The following is a 20,783-nucleotide window of genomic DNA, read 5'->3' as shown; positions in this document are numbered from 1 at the left end:
GAGAATCCCGCGAGACCGCATGTATCGTATCTTGAGGTCAGCATGGTGGTTGCATCCCATACTGACCTCAATAGCCCGCTTTAGCGCGCGTCGAGCACCTCGCGCACATCTTGAGGTGAAAGCTGCGTCTCTGCGGCCAAAAAGGCAACGGCCTCTTCCCGAAGAGGATTTGGTGCCAGTGCGGCCGCTTTGCGGATAAGCCCGCTCCGCAGACGGTTCATGTCAACATCGCGCAGCTTCATCTGAGACGGGTGTTCGGGGATCAGCACCGATTGACCCGGACGTTCGAGATCGGGATCGCCGCGCCGGATGTCGATGCCGCGCGCCCGTGCAAAAGTAAGTTGGGCGGAAGGCTGTTTGCCGGCGCCGGCATATTCGGTTTCCTGCACGACGATGGTCTGATCCTCATCCATCTCCTGCGCCAAGACAAAGGCGGCGGCAAGCGAGACATTGCCCGCCGGACCGCGCTCCATCCCTTCGAGACGCGCGAGCGCTTCGGTCATGTAGAACACCTCGCCCTGTTTCAAAAGCAGGTAGCGATCCATGTAGCGCAGCACCCGCGCGGCATTGCGTGGCACATCGGTGCGGTCCGGCCAGCCCGCGAAGGGGACACCGAACCCCGTATGGCCGGTGGTGAAATGCTTGCGGTTGAAATCGCGGTCGCTGGCCATGTGCAGCCCGGTGAGATCGACGCTGGCACCGATCACCTGCGTGTCGAGCGCACCGGCCTTGCGCAACCCGCGCGCTGTGCCCGTAAGGTTGCCGCCGCCCGCATGGGTGCAAATCACCGCATCGGGCGCGCGCCCGGTCACGGCCTGCATCTGTTCGACGATCTCGGCCCCCAAAGGCTCGACCCCTGCGATGGCAAAGGGCGTATAGAGCGAGGCGTTGAAATAGCCGGTCTCTTCGAGCACGCGCAGGAAGCTGTAGAACAGTTCCGGCCCGACCGAGAGTTGCATGACCTCAGCACCGTAAATCTCGCAGGCACGGCCCTTTTCAAGGATCTCCGGCTGGCCGATGCCATGGCTGTCGAACACCTCCTGCACGACAATGCAGTCGAGATCGCGTTTCGCCGCCTGACTGGCCACCGCCGCGCCATAGTTGCCGCTGGTGGCGGAGACGACACCCTTGAAGCCTGCGGCCTTGGCGTGATGCAGGCTCAACGCGGCCCGGCGCGCCTTGTAACTGCCTGAGGGGTTCGCCGCCTCGTCCTTGACGAAAATCCGCGCGCCTTTGCCCTTGGGCGCAAGTTTGCGCGCAAGCCGCGTGAGTTGGCGCAATTCGATCAGCGCGGTGTTGCCGACGGCGGATTGCACCTGAATCTCGCGCACCTGATCGAGCGTGTAGGGCACCAAGCCCATCATCGCCTCGTAATCGAAGGCAACCGGGTCCTGCATGAAGGGGGTATAATCGAGCCCCAGCGAAGACAGCATGATCTCCGCCTTGCGGGCCATCACCGCAGCGTAACTGTTGTCCGTCATCTCAGCTCTCCTTGGCATCGCGCATCAGGGCGACCAGATCGTCGCCTGCCGCCAAAAGTTCCGGCACGGCCTGTCCGAAATCATGGCCATAGGCCGGGTTCACGGCAATCAGACGGCCCGTCATCTCGCGACCGATGGCCGTGCGGATGGTCACCTCGTCGCCGAGCGTGGCCGCTTTGGTGATCAGCCAGCCCTTGGTCCGCATCTCGAGCGGCACCGCGCGGGTTTCGTCCGGCAGGTTGGCGGGGCGTTGGTCTGGCGTCAGGACGATGCGATGGATTTGCACCCAATCGCCGACCTGTGCCTGTTCTGTCATGGTCATGCTTTCTCTTGCTCCTGAGGTTGAGGGGCGCGGGGGCTGGTCAGAGGCAGGTCGGTCAGATGCACGAGCCCGGGAGTGGCGCGTCGCAGGTAAGCAACCGCATTGACCGCCGCCGCGGCTGTTCCGGCCCCGCCGCCGATTTCCGGGGACAGCATCATGTCGAGCGTCTGATCGCCGGTGATGACGATCCGGTCGGAGGTTTTCACATCTTCCGCCTCAGGCCGGATCTGTTGTGGATGTTCGAGCCGCAGGACCTCGCGCCCCTCGGAATAGCCGGTGATGCAATGCAGACAGCCCGCCACCTGCCCCGGTGCGATGGTAAGCCAAGGGGTTTCACGGGCGACCTTGCTGAGGATCGGCATGCGCGTTTCCTCGACCCGGTCGATGCGCCAGCCGAGGTGCCCCGCGATCAGTGCGACGGATTGCGCAAAACCGACATGGCCGACCACCGTTCCCGCGGCCAGCGCCTTGGTGAACTCCGCCTCGGTCAAACCGACGCCCTGGCTTTGCAAGACACTGGGGCCGAAATCCGACAGGTCGTTGGTGCGAATGGCCCGAATGTGATCGACCCGCCCACAGGGCACGGTCAGCGCCAGAACCAGCATGTCCATGGCAAAGCCGGGATTGACCCCAGTGCCGAGGACACGCCGTCCATGGGACTTGGCCACCATATCGAGACGGGCGGCCAGATCGGCATCGGCGGCCTCGGGAAAGGTCATTTCCTCGGCAATGGAAATGACGTCATGGCCGAGGCTCAGACAGGTCTCGATCGCACCCGCAACCTGATGCAGGAAAGAGGCGGTGGCCTGAAGCACCACGGCACCCGAATGGGCCGCAAGCACCGCTTCCGCATCGTCGGAGATCGTCAGATCCGGTGCCTCCGGCATTTCAAGCAGGTCGTGCAGAGAAGTCCCCTTTTTCGCAGGATCGAGGTCGATGGCCCCCACGATTTGGTGGCCGCGCTCGATGACAAGGCGCGCAATCCTCCGCCCCATGGCCCCGAGGCCATAGAGAATAATGTCTTGTTGCATGGTCAGTCCTTTGTAGAAAACGCCCCGGTCAGCCGAGACCAAGCCAATGCGGCAGGCTCAGCGAGAGGGCAGGAAACAGCACGATGAGAAGCAGCACCAAAAGCTCAACGAGTATGAAAGGCAGGATGCCGCGGGCCACCTCTTCGAATTTGACCGACCCGACGGAGGAAGCGACAAACAGGCAGGCGCCAAGCGGCGGGGTGATCAGCGCGATGTTGAGGTTGACCACCATGACGATGGCAAAATGCAGCGGGTCGATCCCCATCTGCACCGCCATCGGATGCAGGATCGGCCCGAGGATGATCAGTACCGCGGTCATCTCCATGAACATGCCGATGACCAAAAGCGCCCCGGTGACGATCAGAAGAAACACCACAGGATTGTCGCTGATCCCGCCGAGCATCTGCGCCAACTCGCGCGGCGCGCCTTGCTTGGCCAGCACCCAGCCGAGGATCGAAGCGGCGGCGAGGATGATAAAAATCGACCCGGACGCCCGCACCATCTCGTAGAGCACATCCCAAAGATCGCGCAGCCCGAAATTGCGATAGACCAGCACGCCGATCAGAAGGGCATAAACCACTGCCACGGCGGCGGCTTCGGTCGGGGTGAACACCCCGCCCAGAATGCCGCCCAGAATGATCAACGGCATCAGCAGCGGCAGAAGGGCGGCGCGAAAGGCCTGCCCCAACGGCGGCACCTCGCGGTCGAGCGTGGCAATCGGAAGGTCGTCGCGTTTCGCGCGCCAGCCGACATAGGCCATCAGCGCCGCCGCCATGATCAGCCCCGGCACGATCCCGGCGGCAAACAGCCCGGCAATCGAGACCTGCATGAGAGAACCGTAAATCACCATGATAATCGAGGGCGGAATAATCGGCCCGATCACCGAAGACGCGGCGGTCAGCGCGGCGGCGAAGCGTGGCGAATAGCCCTGTTTCGCCATGGTGGGGATCATCATCCGGCCTATTGCGGCGGTATCAGCCACGGCGGCGCCAGTGAGACCGGCAAAGAACACCGAGACGAGGATATTGACATGCGCCAGCGCCCCGCGCACCCGCCCGACCAACGCATTTGCGAGATCGACCAGACGGTCGGTGATCCGAATGCGGTTCATGATGTCGCCCGCAAGAATAAAGAACGGCATGGCCATCAGGGAAAACATGTCGATGCCGGAGAACAATCGCATCGGCACGAGGCGCAACATGCTCGGCCCATCGGCGAAGGACAACGCAGCGAGGGCGACGATGCCGATGGCAAACCCCAGAGGCGTCCCCAAGACCACAAGAGCTGCAAAGATCAGAACGAGACTGAGCATCAGAACGCGCCTCCACCGGGAATATGATTGTCTTCAACGACCTCTGCGTCGAGGAGGTTGAGAAGCGTGTGCAGGACGTGCTGGATCAGGATGGCGACCCCCGCGACCGGCACGGAGAGCATGGGCCAGAACATCGACAGACCGAGCCCCGGGGCGGCCTGGCGTGTGCCGCGCAAAGCGTTGGCCCAGCCTTCGGTGATCATCACCCAGAGAAACCACGCGATTGCCAAAGCGACGATCAGATCGCCGAGATGCCGGAGCAGCGCAGGCAACCGGTTGCGCAGGGCGTCGATCGCGATGTGATCGCCATGGCGCAGCGCCACCGAAGCCCCCACCAATCCGATCCAGATCATCAGATAGCGTGCCGCCGCCTCGGACCAGACCAGCGGTTCAAACAGGGCGTAGCGAAACACCGTTCCGGCCACCACGACCCCGACCATCGCCGCCCCTGCCAGCACCAGAGGCACTGCGACGACGATATTCACCAGTTTGGACAGCCGCCAAAGCGCTGTCACGATCTGCTGTCTCATCTTGTCTCTCCACCGATCCGTCCCGATCCCGGCGACCTCCACCGGGCGCATCACGCCCGGCGGAGGGTCTGGATCATTCGCCGTAGATCTCGGCTTCGGCGGTTGCGACAGCGTCGATCAGAGACTGTCCGAGGGTGACGGCATCCGCACCGAATTCCGTTTCCATCGTGCCCATCACGGCGGGAACGGCAATCTCGCGGAAGGCGGCCATTTCCTCGGCATTCGGATAATAGACCTCAAGCCCGGCCTCTTTCAGGAACTCGGCGCCGTAGGTGTTGGCCCGCAATGCGATCTTGGCCCCACGCCCGGCGACCTTGGCGGTCTCGGCGGCGGTGATGAAGATGCGGCGCTGCTCGGGCGTCAGGCTGGCGAGGAAGTCCTCCGACGTCACCCACCAATCGGCACCATAGAGGTGGTTCGTCATGGTGGCGTAGCTCTGGACCTCCTGAAGATTGCCGATGGCGATGATCGGGATCGGATTGTGCTGGGCATCGACCACGCCGGTTTCGAGCGCCCCGTAAAGTTCGTCCCACGGCACGGGCGTGGCTGCGGCACCGAGCGAATTCATCAGCTCCATATGGCTCGGCACCGACATGGTGCGCACCTTGAGCCCAGCCATATCCTCGGGCGATTTCACCATATGGTCCGAGTTGGTGAAGACATAGAAATCCCCGGCGGTCACCCCCAGAAGATGCAGCCCGGTGGCCTCCGAAATCTGTGCGGCGAGCTGATCGCCGAAGGGACCGTCGAACACCTGTTCGGCGACGATTTCATTGGGGAAAACAAAGGGCAATTCGATGCCGTTGATCGCCGGATAGAACTGCGCCAGCCCGCCGACGGAGGCGATGTTGACCTGAATGATCCCGGCCTGGGTCAGGTCCATGCGCTCGCGTTGATTGCCAAGGGCACTGGCGGCCTGAATGTCGACGGCCATATCGCCATTCGACATGCTTTCCACCATCTGCTTGAAGACGGTGGCGGACAGATGCGCGGCGGACGCGGCGGTGTCGGCCGGTTCTTCATGCGCCAGTGTGATCGTCAGGCTCTGCGCCCAGAGCGGGGTCGCGGCCAGCATCAACGCCGCAGAAGCGCAAAACGCGCGAAGGGGGGTGGTCATGGAAACTCTCCTGTTGTGTCGGAACGGGTCTTTTGACCCTGTTTGTTTTTCCCCGTGCCTGTTTTCAGACACGCGGTATCGCGTGTGTATCGCGGTCAAAACTTCTGACGCCCGGCCACGATGATCTCACACCTGTGCCGTAAGATTTCCCGACCGACGCCTGCATAACAAGCAACGCTTCGACACACCGGATTGCTGAAATTAGAACGCAGACTCCCGCATGACCTGCGCAAGAATTGTGCAAAACCGTCGGGTCAGCGGTGGCAGATTACGATGCAGACGCGACACCAATGCGATGCGCGACTGGCTGAGAGGCGTGTCGGTGATCGGACGGGCGACCACAAGCCCGCGGGCCTCTTCTTCTTCGAAACAACATTTCGGCAGGATCGTGATCCCCTGTCCCGTCAGGGCAAATCCCATCAGCCCGTAGACCGAGTCGCATTGCATCGGCGGATCGAGTGTCACATCGGCCCGTGCCCGCAATCCCTGGTCGATCACATCACGGATGCCATAACTGCTGTCTTGCGGGATCGAGATCGGATGATGTGCCAGATCGGCCAGACTGAGCGGGCCGTCGGGCATCCCGAAATCCGGAGCGCTGACGGCATAAAGCGGTGCGGGCACATCCGCCACGACCGTCACATCGCGATGTTTGGGCGGGTCGAAGGCCAGCCCGAGATCGGCTTCGTCGGCAGCCACAGCCCGCATCACCCCAGTGCTTCCAGACCGCGTCACGGTGAGCTTCACACCGGGGGCTTTCTTGCGAAACGCAGCGATGGCCGGGGTAATCAGTCCGTTGATCGTGCCCTCGACGCAATAGATGCGCAACCGCCCGCGCTGGAGATTGCGCAGGGCCTCGATCTCGCCCAAAGCCCAGGATTCATGACGCATCACCTTGCGCGCGTGATCGGCGAAAATCTGGCCCGCCTCGGTGAGGCGCAACCCCCGCGCATGGCGTTCGAACAACGGCACACCGAGGTCTTCTTCGAGACCGGTGATCTTGCGACTCACGGCTGAGGCGGCGATGTTGAGTTTCTCAGAGGCTTTGCGGATCGAGCCTTCGGTCGCGACGGCCAGAAAGCAGTCGAGTTTTGAATCCAGCATGGGGCCTCCCGTAAAAACCTGTTGCCTTGCCGCGCGGCTCTATACTACACCGACAGCATTCTGATGTCCGGCCACGATTTTCTCCACCGCAGCAGCGGTACAAGGAAATCGGATATGCCAACCAAGGTTCTTCTCGCGCAATTCATGCACGAGACCAACACATTCTCCCACAGGGAAACGGACACACCCGCCTTCCGCGGCTTCTATTGTTATGAAGGTCCGGCGCTGATCCCGGCATTGCGCGGGACCGCGAATGAGGTCGCAGGCTTTGTCGATGTGGCCGAGGCCGAGGGCTGGGAGCTTGTACCAACGGTGGCGACCTTTGCCACACCGGGTGGCGCGGTGTCGGATCTGGCCTGGGCGGATTTTGTCGGCACCATCCTGCGGATCGCTCGGGAACAAGGCCCGTTCGACGCGGTTCTGTTGTCGCTGCACGGCGCCATGGTGCGGGCAGACGGTCGCGATGGCGATGCGCTCTTGTTGCATGAGTTGCGGCAGATCGTTGGACCGGACTGCCCGATTGCTGTCACGCTCGATCTGCACGCCAATCTTGCGCCTCAGATGGCGGAGGATGCCGAAATCCTGATGTCTTACAAAACCTTCCCCCATATCGATATGCGCGACACCGGGGCGAAAGCGGCACGTGCGCTGGCCGAAATTCTCCGCGGGCAGGCCGCTCTGCGAACGGTGATCCGCAAACTGCCGATGCTGACTCTCCCCGAGGGCGGGCGCACCGATCGCGAGCCAATGGAAGGCCTGCAAAAACTGGCGCGCAGGTTGGAGGCCGATGCGCCTGAGATTTGCAACATTTCAATCAACGCCGGGTTTTCGCTCGCCGATGTACCGGAGATCGGACCATCGGTGACCGTCTGTCATCGCGATGCACCGGAGCGTGCCGCGCGTATCGCCGAGCAGATTGCCGAGGCGATGTGGCAGGTGCGTGACGAGACCGGAGAACCCATCCTGACACCGACAGAAGCAGCGGAGCTTGCGCGCACGCATGCGGAAAACGCGCCTTTGGTTCTGGCCGATCTGTCGGACAATCCCGGCGATGGCGCCTATGCCGATGCCACAGAAGTGCTCGGTGCACTGATAGAAAAAGGCGGCGACAACATCCTTTTGGGTGCGTTGTGTGATCCCGATGCCGTCGTGCAGGCGCAGCACGCCGGAGTGGGGGCGCAGGTTGCCCTGTCCTTGGGCGGTCATAGCGCCCCCGAATTCGGTGGTGCCCCTCTGAAGGTCACCGCAGAGGTGCGAGCCCTGAGCGACGGCACCTTCATCTGCGACGGGCCCATGTGGAACGGTGTCGCGCAATCCTGCGGTGCGGCGGCTCTCTTGCGGATCGAAAACGTGGATGTCTTGGTGTCGAGCATCCCGACCCAGGCCCTCGACATGGGAATCTTCCGGGCACTCGGAGCGGAACCGACCCGCTACCGGGTCGTGGCTTTGAAATCGGTCCAACATTTCCGGGCGGCCTATACACCTTACGCCGCAAGAATTGCCCTTGTTGATGGCGGTGGCCTGGCGAGTCCGCGCAGCGGCCGCAGGACATATGCTCGCATACCGCGCCCGATCCATCCTTTGGATGAATGGCCCTGTACAGACTTTACAGGACATAAGTGAAGAGGTGGTTCGGGAAATCCGAACAAGTGGGTTAGATGGATTTTCCGCTCCCAATCCGGCATTTTTCTGGGACGCAGATGTGGCGTGACACGAATTTTTGCAGTCAGTGACAGCAATAGTTGCAGCAAACACATTTTCAGGTGAGGGGTTTTAATCAGGCGTTAAACACCGTGCTTGTGCCGCACCCCGTAAAGATACAGGATTCGACCAAGGTCAGGTCCAAGAAAGATCAGGGGTCATCGGGTGAGGAGAAATAAGAGTCGTCTGTCCATATCCACTGAAAATGGTCATAGATCACTGGTTTCGATTGTCGAAACGGCAAACCCAATTCCAAACATTCTTGATGACGGAAATCTTCAAATTAACTTTAAAAATTCCCAAAATATTGGGTTTTTCAATCCGCTTGAATCCTATTTTTCTCCGAACTATTTCGATGAACATAATATGCTCAACATGCACTTTTCATTGCATCCAAGCAGGCGATCTCAGGCGCATACGATCAAGGTTACTACTGTTTATAAGCAGAAAGACAGTGCCGAAAAAAAACATTTTTCGAGCATTCTTAAAACAGCGATGTCAACAGGTAAGGCTGTTCCAATATTCACGTATTACGTACCACGTCTAAGTGAAAGATGGCGTATTTCACAAAGGGAGATGTATTTTACTCACCAGCTCGGAAAGATTGATCAATCGAAGGGATCTCTTATCATGTCAGTTTATGCAACACTGGCATCTGACACTACTCCCGCCCCCAGTTCGGCATTCAATAATGTTATCGAAATTTTGTTTAGTTATTGGCGGTTGATTATAGTTTACGATATGAATTTTGCTCCATCATGGGACTTTGCATCTTTTGTATATATACAGAACAAAAAACCAATTTTGATAACGGGAGATAAAATAAAATTAACTCGTCGGCCCTCTGTTTACCCCGGTATCGATGTTAATCAAATTGTCACCCACCACTCAATGAACCGGCGACAAGTCGAACGGGGAATATTAAAGCAAGTTCAATACCACCTTGGTGACGAAGCTTTTGAACTCCAACGCCTTGGAATGGCATATCATTCGCAACTGCGCCCATAATGACCCGGTTGTGTTGCACCGCGCCCGTTATTATTCAGCGGGCACGGCGTTAGGTCAGAACTCTCTCTGAGCGAACAGCCGACGATATTCGATCGCTGCACAAAACGGCTCGAACATTGCCTTGTTGAAGGCGGCATAGCTCTCGGCATTCTGGTGGTTGAACTCCACAAACGTGGCACCCTCCGGATCGAGTGGATCAACAGGCTTTTCGAACATCAGATTGAACAGCGTCTCATCGGTGTAGTTGCCGGTGCGCCATGCCTCGGAGAGCAGCGCATATTGCCATCTCTGCATGTCGAGAAAAACGCAACCCTCGTCACGGCAGGCATCGGCGACCATCTGGTTGACCACGTCATCGTGATACCATCCGAGCAGCGCCTCGCCTCCCGGATTGCGAACCTTGCGCACAAGCAGCGGTGCCGGTGCGTCCCAGAGCAACTGCGCCTCGGGCACGGGCAAATGTTTCACAGAGGCGGTAAACGTCCCATCATAGGCCAAATCCTCTACCGTCGTGATCTCATTCGTAGCCCAATCGATCGCAGCGACCGTCACAGTAAACTCGGCCTCGCCACTGATCGTGACCCTCAGCGTCGACGCGGCAAACTCGCCGGTGCCGTCTTGAAGCATATGCCCATATGTGCCGAGACCGAACATGGTGATTTTATTGTTTGTCTGATCGAAACTGAACTCTTGGTTCAGCACATTGTAGCTACCAACAGGCCATGTGGCCTGGTAATGGTCCGGAAAACCGACCACGTCGACATGGGTGTGCTCATGATAAGTACCCATGATGATCGGCATCGCCCCCATATCGTCGCGGATGTAGCGGATCAGCGCGACATACTGGTCATAGATCGTCTGCGGTCCGAGCTGGTGCAACGCCGCGACTGTCGCATTATTTTTTGGGTTCGCACCGATCACGATATCGGGATCCTCCATCGTCGCGCCCTGGAGCTGACCAATAAACTGGCTAACAACAGTGCTACCAACCGCCACGCTCTCAAACTGAACATCGATATTGTGCTGGTCGCCAAATCGGGATGCCAGCATTTCGGAGAACACGAGACCCGGATTGCTGGCGCCATCATCCTGAGCACCGGCCCCGGTATTGATTGAGCAGCCGCAATTCAAAATCTTGAGTGGGAGCGGATCGCCGAGGCTCCTGACACCGTTGGCATAACTGATCCAGTTTTTCGGGTCTCTGGGGTTATCCGCATAGCGGCGACCGCCACCGAAGGTCGGGCCGATGATCTTGTTGCAGAGCGCCTCGGCCTCTTGCTCATATTTTGTCGACCGCACGACCTCCAACGTCGACACACGCGCGCTCAGGTCCGCCACCTTCTTCGGCAAAACCCCGATGACGTGGTAGCTGTTGCTCGGAGCGCCCTTCCAGCAAATCATATGCGGCGTGGTGGCATCAAGATCATCGGCTCCGACGCGCACATTCGCAGCGTAGCGAAGCGGATAAGCGGCACTGCCGTTGAACGAGATAGACACGTCCTGATCCGGGACCGTACCGAACACGACCCAAAACATCGCCTGACCGTTGCTGCCGCCTCTTTCTGATGTCAGGTTGTAGACACCATTCGCATATGTCACTGCCGTGACGGAGACGATGCGGCTGCCGATCACCTCGAGCGCCATTGCGTCGCTCTCTATGCGATATTGAGATATGCCAGAGACGAGATCGAACCGGATCACGGCTGGATAGCCAAACTTAATCGCCCCTGACGTGAGCGCGATATTGTAGCCGCCATTGTAGCGCAGCAGCTGCCGGGTCTGCCCGGCATATTGGACTTCGATGATGTTGATGCCGTCCGAAGTAATCGGCGAGATAAATGCGAGCCGGACACCCTTTTTCTCGATCTGCTTTTGACCGCTGAGAGGTGTCAGCGTGAGTGTTGTGCCGACCACCGTGGCCTCGCACCAGATCACTGTTGCTGTGTCCATATCGGCCCGATCCGCTTTCTCAAACAGGCCCGTCGAGCTGATCCGCGTCCATGCGCCGACGGCTGTTCCATATGCCTTGTAGCGACCCGCATCGAGGACTGATTGCCCGGTGGACGGATCAATGTGGCTGCCGCCCGCCTCATCGACGATCTCAGCACCCTGTCCGATATATGCCGGAGCGATCTGATCCAGATCGGCGCTCCACGCAGCCGCATAGACCATATTTGTCGTCTGAGTGGCTTCGACGCTCGCGAGGCGATCCTCGTGCGATGCACGTGCTATGTCGAGCGCCGACAGGGCATCACCGATCGCACCACTATTTGCGAGCTGAATGCCCAAACTTGAGGTTTTCTGACGCCTCGTCGACCCGTCACTATTGACCAGCACCTCATCAGAGATTGCGACGGGATCGAGATTGTCCGTATTCACACCATTTGCCATGATTTTGGTCTCCGTTAGATGATGGTGATTTCAAATGGCCCCGCCACGGGGCCGGACAGGCCATCCGCGTTCTGCGGCTCGACCCAAACGTAATGCGTGCCTTGGGCCAGACAGCCCGAGGTTTCGAGGTAGGCGATGACGTCATCGAGCGTGCCGTCGAAATCAGAGGTTGCGAGGAACCCGAGCGTGTCATTGCCGGTGACGGATTGAATGCGGTCGCTGTAGGTGCCATCTGCGGTGACAGCCGTGCCGGGACGATCTGAGCCGCCCGTGAGGCGCGGTGTCAGGCTGCCAGCGGTCAGGGCTGCAACCGAGTAGCCGATGCGGTAGAATTTGCCCGCCGTGGTTTCAAAGGGCTGGCCGATCGCATCCGCTGTGCCCGCCGTATGCGTGGCCACGCCGCCTGCAACGGCCCAGCCTGCGTCCAGCGTCCAAGTGGCGGCATTGTCCATCGCACCGCCCGCAATGAGGTTTTCGCGCGTGGTGTCTCCGAGCGTGGTCGAATAGCTGGATTGCGGGACCACCGCGAGCGGCGCACCCACGGCATCGGTCTCGCGGTCCAACGTGCCGGATGTCGAGCGATAGACCTGCAAGGCTGTGGTTGCGGCATCATCGCCGGTCGCGATCTGGATGAGTGCGCCGCCGAGCAGTGTCGTAACCGTGATCGCATCGACATCGAGGGCAGCCGGAATGTCTGCATCGTCATCACCGACGACAAAGGCGACACTGACCGTATAGGGTCCGATCACGCCCGCCGGGCTGATCCCAGCCGCGCGCATCTCGATGAGGTTACCCGTCGCATAGCCTTCGATCTGACCGCCGCCATTCGCTGCCGGGATTGTGACCACAGTCCAGCCCGCCGCGCCCTGTAGCCGGTGCTCGATCTGGTAAGAGCTCGTCGAGACCGCCCCGCTGCCCGGCTCGATCAGGTAGACGATCAGTCCCTCGACATCGGTGCTGGACAGGCCTGTGGAAATGGAGGCAAACCGCGGTGCCGAAGGCTGCATCATATTGTCGTCGATGATGTCGCCCACGCGGCTCGACCATGCGGGGATCGCGGTCGCGTCCAGCTCCTCGTCGATCTTCGGGCACGCATCGACCGTGTGGAAGATACAGCACCCGTCACCGGTGCGCTCGACGCGACGCACGATCTGGCGCAGGCTGTCTTCGGTCGCCGGACCAATGATGATCACGGTGCGTGGATCAGGCATCGGGCCGCTTCCCAGGGCCGTCAGAAGGGACGTCTCGCCCTCGACAAACTTCAGGACGCGCGTCACGGATTGACCGATGACATCGTCCTCGCCGAATACCCGAAAGCGCATCACATAGGTGGTCCCCGCCGCCATCTCGATCGAGCTGTCGATCTCGATCAGGGTTTCGAAGACCTTGAGTACGCGAGCGCTGTAATGGTGGGTCGAAAGCCGCCACGAGTTGGTCATAACATGATCACCCCGCGTCGTGGCATGGATCAGACCATCCCGCGTCGCCTGATAGGCATCCGGCCGATAGATCGCTTCCAATTGGCGGCGTCGCGTCTCTTGCCAGACTTCATCTGCATAGACCTTCCCCGGAAGCTCCCATGCCTCGGTGATCTCAATATCGCCTTCGAAGCCGGGCCAGCGCACCGTGTGCTGGGCGTCTTGGTAATCATTGTCAGCATCGGGAAAGGTGACGGTGACGGCATGCGGCGGCTCGAAGTAATTGCGAGTGGCTTTAAAACCCCAACTGTTATGCGCGGAGATGTGGTCGACGATCAGGGCGTCAGGATCGGTCGGGTTGTCGATGACCACAGACCATTTCGTCCCATCGTGTTCTTTGGTCGCCCGACCGGCGGCCGCAATCTCTGACAGCACATCACCGAGCAGCGTGTCAGTCGAAGACAGCGGCGAATTGTAGGTCAGGCCCTTGGCCGCGCAGAACTCGTGCCAGAGCTGCAGCTTTTCGAGGTCGATTTCTTCGTCGGTCACGGCCTTGACGTTCTCAGGGGCCTGCAGGACATAGCGGAAGAGGCTGGCCGGGTTTTCGGTGGCACGCCGCACCCATGTGCCGCTCTCGGCATCCCAATCGAGACAAATCCGGGAGGCCAGAACATTGACCTCATCGAGCGCGCCGTTGAGCTGATGCGTCGCCTTGATCCGCATCGCCAGAAGAGCGAGCGGACGCGGGTAATTGAGCGGGTACTCAGGCCGGAGCGTTTGCATCGCAGCCCACTGAACCGTCTGTAATTTCCGGTCATTGTTGCTCTCATCGGTGAGCATGGTGCAGCGCACCTGGTACTGTGCCCGCGCCGGGAAGGTCCACTCATAGTTCCGCCAGAAGGCGCGGGCCTTTTTCGCCGATATCGTGAGGGTCTCGACCTCTTGCCACTCCTCCGCCGAGACAAGCCGCTGCTCAATCCGGATCGACACCTTGTGGCTGCGCTTGTTGCCCTCGTCATTGTATTTCACAAGTCCGGATGGAAAATAGAACAGCACATTGGCCCCAAGGGCATCGCGCCCGGTCGCGCGCACGACCGGTGTCTCGATGCCGGGCGACGCGCTGTCCTCGTTGCCGAACAAGTTGCGAATGGATTCCCACTCTTCAAAGGAGGAGAAATCCCCCGTCTCCCAGGCACTGGACCAGTCGCTCTCGCTTTCTACCTTGATCACATTGCCCGCATCGTCGCGCGGCAGAGGCCGCGTCAGCTCAACGCCATAGTCTTTCTGAGGACGCTGGTGCGTGATCAGGGTTAGAGGTAAATCCCCTTCGACCCCATTTCGCACCTCAACCTCGACCTCATCGTATTCTGAGATCGAAGTCTCCCCGATGCGGATATCGTCGATCTGGATTTCGCCTTCGCCCAGGACAAACAGCGCGCAGATATACTGGTCATTGCCCACGATCTCGGCATAGGGCAGCGCGCCATAAGGCGGTGCGAAGCGGTAAGCCCCCAGCACCACCGGCACCGCCCCGTCCGGCACGAGCTGGTTCTTCAGCCCGGAGATCGAATAGGTGGATTTGCTTTTCTTGTTATCTGCAGAGGCGGGCGGGATCAGCGCGTTGATCGCGAGGTTGCCGAGGACCGTGATCCCCGTCGCAACCAGCGCTGTGCCAAACGCACCCGAAATCCCAAGCGCCCCGGCAATCGGCGCTGCCAGGGCATAGGCCGCGACGGCGACCACGATCTGCAGCACGGAGCGCAGGGCGTCTTTGGCGGGCACCACCCGGATCACCACTTGGACACCCGGCCGGGGGCGTACCACGCGCCAGTAGTCGATCGTGATCACCTCCATGCCCTTCGAGGTGACAAGCGCCACACGCGTGTGTTGCCAGACCGACGGACCGGCGCCAGGCATCGCCTGTTGCACAATCTCTGCGACTGTCAGCCCGGCTGGCACCTCCATTGCGACGCGGTTTTGGGCCGGGTCGAAATGGGGGGCGGCCAGCACCGGGATATGGTCATCGCGGCGGATCATCGAGCCGCCTTTGAAATCATTTGAACGGGGCGTTTAACGGGGTGTTTTGCGGCCATGTCACGATGCCGCCAATGGCCTGCAAAGCGCGCCTCCCAGCGGCCCCGATCATAACGCTCCAACTTACTCTGATCCGTGCCTTCGACGTGGATCATCAGCCCGTGGCGCACCACGATGCCGACGTGCGACTGGTAGCGCCCGACCGAGAAGATTGAGATGTCGAATGCCATGGCGGGTCCCTCGACGGGCAGCCAAAGCGGCGAGCTCGTGGCACCTTCGATGATGGCGGCGATTTCGCCTCGCTCATCGGGCGAGACATAACTCAGGTAATCGGGGAGCGAGATGTTCAGCTCCTCCTGATAGATGACATAGGCCAGACCCCAGCAATCGACACCGGACCGGTCGCGGCCGAGGTCGGATTGAGGGATGCCAACGAAGCGATCAGACCAGTTCATAGATGCAGCCCCGGAAAATGGAGGCGACGCATGCGCCCCGGTGGAAAATGCTCGAGCTCGATGAATTCGCGGGACAGGTCGATGGTGATCGCGTCGTCCTCGATGTTTGACGTGGGCAGCTGCAGGCCGCGCCACTCCTGCTCAATGATGTCGGGTGTCGACGACATGACCACGGCCATGTCCACCGTCGCAGGGACGATGAAGGACCGCAGGAGCTCTGCATAGGCCGCGTCCAGCACCTGCAGGATGATCTGAGCCTCTGCAGGTTCGTTTTCGCCCTCGCTGGGCAAGAGCACATCGCCCAAGATGAACAGGAACGGATCAGCCACCGGGTCGCCGGTCAGCCAGGACGACCGGGTCCCAAACATCAGCGGATCGACCGACAGACGTTCGGTGTTGTCCGTCGAAAACCGCAGTGGGGCATCCAGTTCCGGGTGTGTCACGCGGAACAGAATGATCTCGATGTCATCCGTCGCCTCGGCATCCAGCGCCAGCCGCGCATTGAGTGAAATCCGCCTCATGATGGCACCACCTTGATGTCGAATGTCTTGCGGAAATGGACCTGCCCCTCGACCGTCTCGGTCGGAAACGTATCGCCCCAGAGACAGAGCCATTGCGCAGCGAGGAGCAGCGGCTCCCCGTCAGAGGTCAGCAAGGGGGTGCCGTCCGACATCAGCAGCGGCCAGCCATCGGTGGTCGGGTCCGGCATCCAGAACAGTGCAGATCCATCGGCGCAGTCCTGTTCGAAAAACGTGTCGAAGATCGCTTTTTGGTTGCGATCCAACACGACGGACAACGTCACGACCAAAGGACTTTTCGACAGACCGCGACGGCTGCCCAGCACCCCGGCCTCCGGCTTGCGCTGGCGGCGGGTATCTTGTGTCGTGCGCTGCCATGTCTTGCGTTCAGGCTTGGGCAGTTCTGCAGGCCACGTCTGGATCACCATCGCGAGATCCCCACACGTTTCAGGCCATAGGTAGAGCCCATTGTTTTCTGCGCCTTGCCGCCTTTGGTGCTCAGACCTTGTGCGACGGCCTCGGACAGCACGTATTTCTGCTGGCGTTGGCCTCGGCTGTCGGTGGTCTCTTCGACCTCCATCTGCATCGGGACCGACGTGTTGTTCACGAGCACAGGCTGCAACTGCACCACATTGGCACCCCCGCCATTGCCGCCGCCCTGTGTCAGGAACGGATAGCTCTGCGCCGTGACATAGCCGCCACTGGCAAATGCAGGGAGCGAAAGCCGATCCTCATTTATGGCTTTGAGCAACGGCAGGTATTTGGCGGTGGAGGCCGCATTGGTGATGAACTCGCCATTCGAGACCCGCGCCAAAATGCTGTCGCTCGTACCTGTGCCTTCTCCACTGATCTGACCACCGCCAGCAAAGGTGGATATTCCAAGCGCGCTGAGACCGAGGTTGAACAGCGATCCAAGCAGATCGGACCCCGCCCCTCCGCCGGTAAGCGCACTCGCCAGCGCCGAGCCGAAGCTGTCAAAGCCGGTTCCGAGCGTCCCGAGGCCTTGGGTGGCCATAGAGGTTGCGCTGTTGAATTGGGTCATGGCCTGCTCGGCAGCCGCCAAACGCCCAGTCCAATTGTGCGCGCCCGTCGGATCGGCGGCGGTCCACCCCGCGGGGCGTTCGAAACCCGCAAATGCAGCCGTCGCACCCTCGACGGTGTTCGAAGCCATCAGTTTCTGCAGGACGCCGTTTTCCGATGTCAGCAGCTCCTGCCAGACATACTCAAGCTGCGCCTGGACGTCGCCAAGCCCGGCTTGCCCACCTACCGCAGAAAGCAGCCCCTGACCGCGACCCGCGTGGTGCTGGAACAGGCCGAATGACGTGCCGCCGTCACCCACGGCGAACGGGTTGAAGGCGCTCTCAGCAGAGACGTTGCCCAGAATGCCCGCGATCTGCGTGGCGCTGAGCCCTTTTCCGGAGAAGAACGAAGCGATCTGCGATTGAACCGATCCAGCGCCAAGCCCACCATTGATGTTGGCAGCGGCCATCCCCATCGCCCCCAGCCCCAGATCGCCCATGGTGCTGATCGTCACATTGGTCGCCATGACCTGCATGGTCGCCACCGATTGCGCTGCCTCACGCGCGGCCGTGGCCGGGTCGATCGACACCTTGCCCGTCAGCCGGTCCCAGATGCCGCCAAGGCCACCCAAGTCGGCGAGCGTGCCGTAGTCCGTGCCGAATAGCGCGTTCTTAAGCGGGTTGGAAATGGCGAGTTCGGTAACGAGCGAGGTGATCTCATCTCTGAGGCCATCCAAGGCACCTTCGAAATCCAGATCCATCAGGCTGTCGACGATGGTATCGATCGCGCTCTCAGAGCTGCTCTGTATCTTTTCCCATGCATCGGCTTCGCGTTCGACCTGTGCAGCGCGATCGCTTTCCGCGAGAGCTCCTTCCCGGATGCGCTGTGCGAGGTCGCTTTCGGCGTCGATATTCTGTTTGCGGATCTCCAGTTCGGCCTCGTAGAGCGCGAGCGTCTGGCGCTTCACCGCCTCGCTTTGACCGATCAGCACCTGTTCCAACTCTAGGTTCGACAGGCCCTCCGACTGCGCTTGCAGAATGGATTGCGCGGCAGCCAATGAACCGAACGGATCGAGGCTGGCCAAACCGTTGGTGAGGTCCCATTGCGCCAGCAGATCGTCCTTGCGCTGTTGTGAAACCTTCTGCGTTTCCAGCGACAGCCGGTATTCTTCTCGTGCCGCCTCGATCTGCATCCTTTTGACCTGCAAGCTGTCCTTGCCGTAGGCGAGGATTGCGGATGCGATCTGCGCCTCCCGTTGCATAGCGGCCAACGATTGCCCGGCTTTCTTGTCGGCGTCTGCACGCTCCTGCTCGCGAGCGGCTTTCCGCGTGGCCTCCAGAAGCTCTTCGGCCTTCGCGATCTGCTCGTCCGTAGCCCCCAGCTCCTCCAACTTGATCCGAAGCGTCTCCTTCGCCTGTTCGGTGCGCAGACGTTCGACCTCGGCGCCATATTCGCCGCCAGAAATGATCGCTTGCGTGATCGACAGCTCGTCGGACAGACCGGTGAGCACCTCGGAAATGGATTTCTGACGCTCGGCGGCGGTGACCTTGGCCTCAGATGCCTGTGCCGCTTCGAGATCGGCCAGCGCCTTCTGCTCCTCGGCGCTGCCTTCCGCCACATTCAGCTCGCGCAGCCGCAGCTTGAGCGCCTCCTGAGCGTGACGATTCCGAACGGCCTCGACCTCGGCGCTTTGCTCACCATATTGCAGCACGGTGGCGGCGAGTTCGGTCTGTTCGCGATAGCCACGGGAGAGCTCGTCCATCTCTTTGGCGATAGCGGCCGCCTGCGCAGATCCGTTGAAATCCGCTTCGACCTTGGCTGTCTGGGTGGCAAGCTTTCCCAGACCGAGCAAAATCTCGGCGAGATCTTTATCTAGATCCGTAACGGCCCCGCCACCAGTAAAGGAGTTGATCAGTTCAGTAACTTGCTTTGTCACGGCCGCGATGTCACCGGACTTGGCCATCTCCATGATGCCTGTTCGCTGCGCCTCGAACTCTTCGAACGAAGGACCACGACCATTGGTCAATTCACTATAATTTTCCGACGTCAGCTTTTGCACGATCTCTTCGTAATTCAGAGAAGGAGCGTAAGCCCCAACGAAAGATGCGGCCCATTTTTCCATCAGGTTCGGGGCAACGCTGTCTTTCAACAGCCCATCCAGTGCAGCCTGCAGGTTCTTCAGCTCGGCGGCGCGATCAAGCGCCAACAAATCGGAGGTGAGCTGACGCACGTCGCCTGCCATGGAACCGAAGGTCAGGGACAAGTCCTGATCGCGCAGGATCTTAAGGTGCTCAGTCACCGACTCTGTTGTCTCGTCCAAATCATCGAGAACTTCATCAAGAGACTGCACAGCCAGTTTGTTCTTGATGGCCTCTACAGCCATCGGTGCCAGCACGGCAGTGACAGCCCCAATCATGGCGCCCCACATGCCAAAGGCGGCCAGAATATCCGGCATCTGGATCGACAGCGCACCAAGATAGTTCCCGGTGATTGCGCCCTGCTGCCCGACTTGGTTGATCTGCTGAGCAAAGTTGCGCAGGACCATGCCGCCGCCGCCCACGGAGGCAAACATCTTGCCAGAGGACTTGGAAAACGCATCAAGTCCTGCCTTTGCCCGAGTACGCGCCGCCGCCGCCGTCTCCGCCGACAGCGCGCCCATTTGTTCGGCATCGGCAATGGCACGCAGTTCTTTTTCATAGGCCTGAGACGCCGCAAAGAGCGGATCGAATTGGGCGCGCACCCGGTTCAGCTCGGCGCGATAGGCCGCCGACTCGCGCTGGGTTGCGACAAGGTCTTGGGCTTGTGCTGTGAGGGACGCGGAAAGCTTCTGTGAGTGCGCCGTGATCTGGGACAAAGATGTCGTGGTTTTGCTCGACGTCGTGTTGAGCTGTCCAAAGCCCGCCGTCGCTTTGACGGCAGACTGCATCATCTGATCGAGGCTCTGGGTGGCGGTCTGCGTTACACGCGGGATCGCGGTGCCGTCGGCATCGATCACCAGTTTTGCGCGCATCTCCGTCATGACGTCTCTCTTAGTATTTTGAGCGCCGCGCGCTCGATGATGCCAAGCCCATCGATCAGGGCCTCAGATTTCTCGATTCCCATCCAGTCGCGCACCACGTCGATCTCCTTAAGATCGAAACTCATGAGTTGTCCGTTGGGAGCGACAAGCCATTTCCCGACAGTTCTTTGAGCGAGGCGGACCAGATCCAGTTCATGCATCGGCAGCCGGAGATGGTCGCTCTCGATGCCTTCCATCTCACGGACCACCCTGATCGCCTCCGGGCGGGTCAGACCGCCCTCGAACATGATGTCCTCGATCAGATCGTCAGAGATGGCCGCGC

The 20,783-nt window shown here is 60.3% G+C and carries 16 protein-coding genes; 2 read left to right on the top strand and 14 right to left on the bottom strand.

Annotated elements, in window-relative coordinates; genetic code table 11:
- Positions 1-80: 80 nt before the first annotated feature.
- The 7 genes from ortB to V1475_RS06535 form a co-directional block, all read right to left on the bottom strand.
- Positions 81-1,481, bottom strand: coding sequence for a 2-amino-4-oxopentanoate thiolase subunit OrtB (gene ortB / locus V1475_RS06565; protein WP_479412091.1), 1,401 nt, complete (start codon positions 1,479-1,481; stop codon positions 81-83).
- Between the two features lies 1 nt (position 1,482).
- Positions 1,483-1,803, bottom strand: coding sequence for a 2-amino-4-oxopentanoate thiolase subunit OrtA (gene ortA / locus V1475_RS06560; RefSeq protein ID WP_479412090.1), 321 nt, complete (start codon positions 1,801-1,803; stop codon positions 1,483-1,485).
- A complete protein-coding gene (locus tag V1475_RS06555) occupies positions 1,800-2,834 on the bottom strand; it encodes a hypothetical protein (protein ID WP_479412089.1) in 1,035 nt (344 codons plus the stop codon). Before V1475_RS06555 ends, ortA begins: the two co-directional genes overlap by 4 nt.
- A 28-nt stretch (positions 2,835-2,862) precedes the next feature.
- Positions 2,863-4,146 (bottom strand): TRAP transporter large permease, encoded by a 1,284-nt coding sequence (locus V1475_RS06550; RefSeq protein ID WP_479412088.1) that lies wholly within the window; start codon positions 4,144-4,146, stop codon positions 2,863-2,865.
- A complete protein-coding gene (locus V1475_RS06545; protein ID WP_479412087.1) occupies positions 4,146-4,676 on the bottom strand; it encodes a TRAP transporter small permease in 531 nt (176 codons plus the stop codon). Before V1475_RS06545 ends, V1475_RS06550 begins: the two co-directional genes overlap by 1 nt.
- 73 nt (positions 4,677-4,749) lie before the next feature.
- Positions 4,750-5,793 carry a TRAP transporter substrate-binding protein DctP gene (dctP, locus tag V1475_RS06540; protein WP_479412086.1) on the bottom strand — a complete coding sequence of 348 codons (1,044 nt, stop codon included), beginning with the start codon at positions 5,791-5,793 and terminating at the stop codon, positions 4,750-4,752.
- Between the two features lie 201 nt (positions 5,794-5,994).
- Positions 5,995-6,897, bottom strand: coding sequence for a LysR family transcriptional regulator (locus tag V1475_RS06535; RefSeq protein WP_479412085.1), 903 nt, complete (start codon positions 6,895-6,897; stop codon positions 5,995-5,997).
- A gap of 114 nt (positions 6,898-7,011) precedes the next feature.
- On the opposite strand from V1475_RS06535, the gene V1475_RS06530 reads away from it, so the two are divergent.
- Together V1475_RS06530 and V1475_RS06525 are read left to right on the top strand one after the other, a co-directional pair.
- Positions 7,012-8,520 (top strand): M81 family metallopeptidase, encoded by a 1,509-nt coding sequence (locus V1475_RS06530; protein ID WP_479412084.1) that lies wholly within the window; start codon positions 7,012-7,014, stop codon positions 8,518-8,520.
- Between the two features lie 243 nt (positions 8,521-8,763).
- Entirely contained in the window at positions 8,764-9,606 is an 843-nt protein-coding gene (locus V1475_RS06525) for a hypothetical protein (RefSeq protein WP_479412083.1), read from the top strand.
- A gap of 54 nt (positions 9,607-9,660) precedes the next feature.
- On the opposite strand, the gene V1475_RS06520 is transcribed toward V1475_RS06525, so the two are convergent.
- The 7 genes from V1475_RS06520 to V1475_RS06490 are packed head-to-tail and all read right to left on the bottom strand — an operon-like array spanning position 9,661 to position 20,748.
- Positions 9,661-11,997, bottom strand: a complete 2,337-nt coding sequence (locus V1475_RS06520; RefSeq protein WP_479412082.1) for a hypothetical protein — start codon at positions 11,995-11,997, stop codon at positions 9,661-9,663.
- Positions 11,998-12,011: 14 nt separating this feature from the next.
- The gene (gene gpJ / locus V1475_RS06515; RefSeq protein WP_479412081.1) at positions 12,012-15,452 is read right to left on the bottom strand and encodes a TipJ family phage tail tip protein; all 3,441 of its coding nucleotides are present in this window, start codon (positions 15,450-15,452) and stop codon (positions 12,012-12,014) included.
- Positions 15,449-15,904, bottom strand: a complete 456-nt coding sequence (locus tag V1475_RS06510; protein WP_479412080.1) for an NlpC/P60 family protein — start codon at positions 15,902-15,904, stop codon at positions 15,449-15,451. Before V1475_RS06510 ends, gpJ begins: the two co-directional genes overlap by 4 nt.
- Positions 15,901-16,425: a hypothetical protein gene (locus tag V1475_RS06505; RefSeq protein ID WP_479412079.1), complete on the bottom strand. Its 525-nt coding sequence runs from the start codon at positions 16,423-16,425 to the stop codon at positions 15,901-15,903. Before V1475_RS06505 ends, V1475_RS06510 begins: the two co-directional genes overlap by 4 nt.
- Positions 16,422-16,850 carry a hypothetical protein gene (locus tag V1475_RS06500; protein WP_479412078.1) on the bottom strand — a complete coding sequence of 143 codons (429 nt, stop codon included), beginning with the start codon at positions 16,848-16,850 and terminating at the stop codon, positions 16,422-16,424. Before V1475_RS06500 ends, V1475_RS06505 begins: the two co-directional genes overlap by 4 nt.
- Complete coding sequence (locus V1475_RS06495; protein ID WP_479412077.1) at positions 16,844-20,461, bottom strand: phage tail tip lysozyme; 3,618 nt, start codon at positions 20,459-20,461, stop codon at positions 16,844-16,846. The genes V1475_RS06500 and V1475_RS06495 overlap by 7 nt, the downstream gene beginning before the upstream one ends.
- Positions 20,458-20,748: a hypothetical protein gene (locus tag V1475_RS06490; RefSeq protein ID WP_479412076.1), complete on the bottom strand. Its 291-nt coding sequence runs from the start codon at positions 20,746-20,748 to the stop codon at positions 20,458-20,460. The genes V1475_RS06495 and V1475_RS06490 overlap by 4 nt, the downstream gene beginning before the upstream one ends.
- Between the last annotated feature and the right edge of the window lie 35 nt (positions 20,749-20,783).

The sequence above is a fragment of the Celeribacter sp. SCSIO 80838 genome (assembly GCF_056498065.1).
Note: the sequence above shows the minus strand (reverse complement) of the source record. Positions and strands in the feature narration are given on the sequence as shown.

What these genes read in the sequence shown, in the direction of transcription:
- V1475_RS06505 (WP_479412079.1), bottom strand. Translation starts at nt 16,425, where the DNA reads ATGAGGCGGATTTCACTCAATGCGCGGCTGGCGCTGGATGCCGAGGCG.
- dctP (WP_479412086.1), bottom strand. Translation starts at nt 5,793, where the DNA reads ATGACCACCCCCCTTCGCGCGTTTTGCGCTTCTGCGGCGTTGATGCTG.
- V1475_RS06530 (WP_479412084.1), top strand. Translation starts at nt 7,012, where the DNA reads ATGCCAACCAAGGTTCTTCTCGCGCAATTCATGCACGAGACCAACACA.
- V1475_RS06520 (WP_479412082.1), bottom strand. Translation starts at nt 11,997, where the DNA reads ATGGCAAATGGTGTGAATACGGACAATCTCGATCCCGTCGCAATCTCT.
- V1475_RS06535 (WP_479412085.1), bottom strand. Translation starts at nt 6,897, where the DNA reads ATGCTGGATTCAAAACTCGACTGCTTTCTGGCCGTCGCGACCGAAGGC.
- V1475_RS06545 (WP_479412087.1), bottom strand. Translation starts at nt 4,676, where the DNA reads ATGAGACAGCAGATCGTGACAGCGCTTTGGCGGCTGTCCAAACTGGTG.
- V1475_RS06500 (WP_479412078.1), bottom strand. Translation starts at nt 16,850, where the DNA reads ATGGTGATCCAGACGTGGCCTGCAGAACTGCCCAAGCCTGAACGCAAG.
- V1475_RS06510 (WP_479412080.1), bottom strand. Translation starts at nt 15,904, where the DNA reads ATGAACTGGTCTGATCGCTTCGTTGGCATCCCTCAATCCGACCTCGGC.
- V1475_RS06550 (WP_479412088.1), bottom strand. Translation starts at nt 4,146, where the DNA reads ATGCTCAGTCTCGTTCTGATCTTTGCAGCTCTTGTGGTCTTGGGGACG.
- ortB (WP_479412091.1), bottom strand. Translation starts at nt 1,481, where the DNA reads ATGACGGACAACAGTTACGCTGCGGTGATGGCCCGCAAGGCGGAGATC.
- gpJ (WP_479412081.1), bottom strand. Translation starts at nt 15,452, where the DNA reads ATGATCCGCCGCGATGACCATATCCCGGTGCTGGCCGCCCCCCATTTC.
- V1475_RS06555 (WP_479412089.1), bottom strand. Translation starts at nt 2,834, where the DNA reads ATGCAACAAGACATTATTCTCTATGGCCTCGGGGCCATGGGGCGGAGG.
- ortA (WP_479412090.1), bottom strand. Translation starts at nt 1,803, where the DNA reads ATGACCATGACAGAACAGGCACAGGTCGGCGATTGGGTGCAAATCCAT.
- V1475_RS06495 (WP_479412077.1), bottom strand. Translation starts at nt 20,461, where the DNA reads ATGACGGAGATGCGCGCAAAACTGGTGATCGATGCCGACGGCACCGCG.
- V1475_RS06490 (WP_479412076.1), bottom strand. Translation starts at nt 20,748, where the DNA reads ATGTTCGAGGGCGGTCTGACCCGCCCGGAGGCGATCAGGGTGGTCCGT.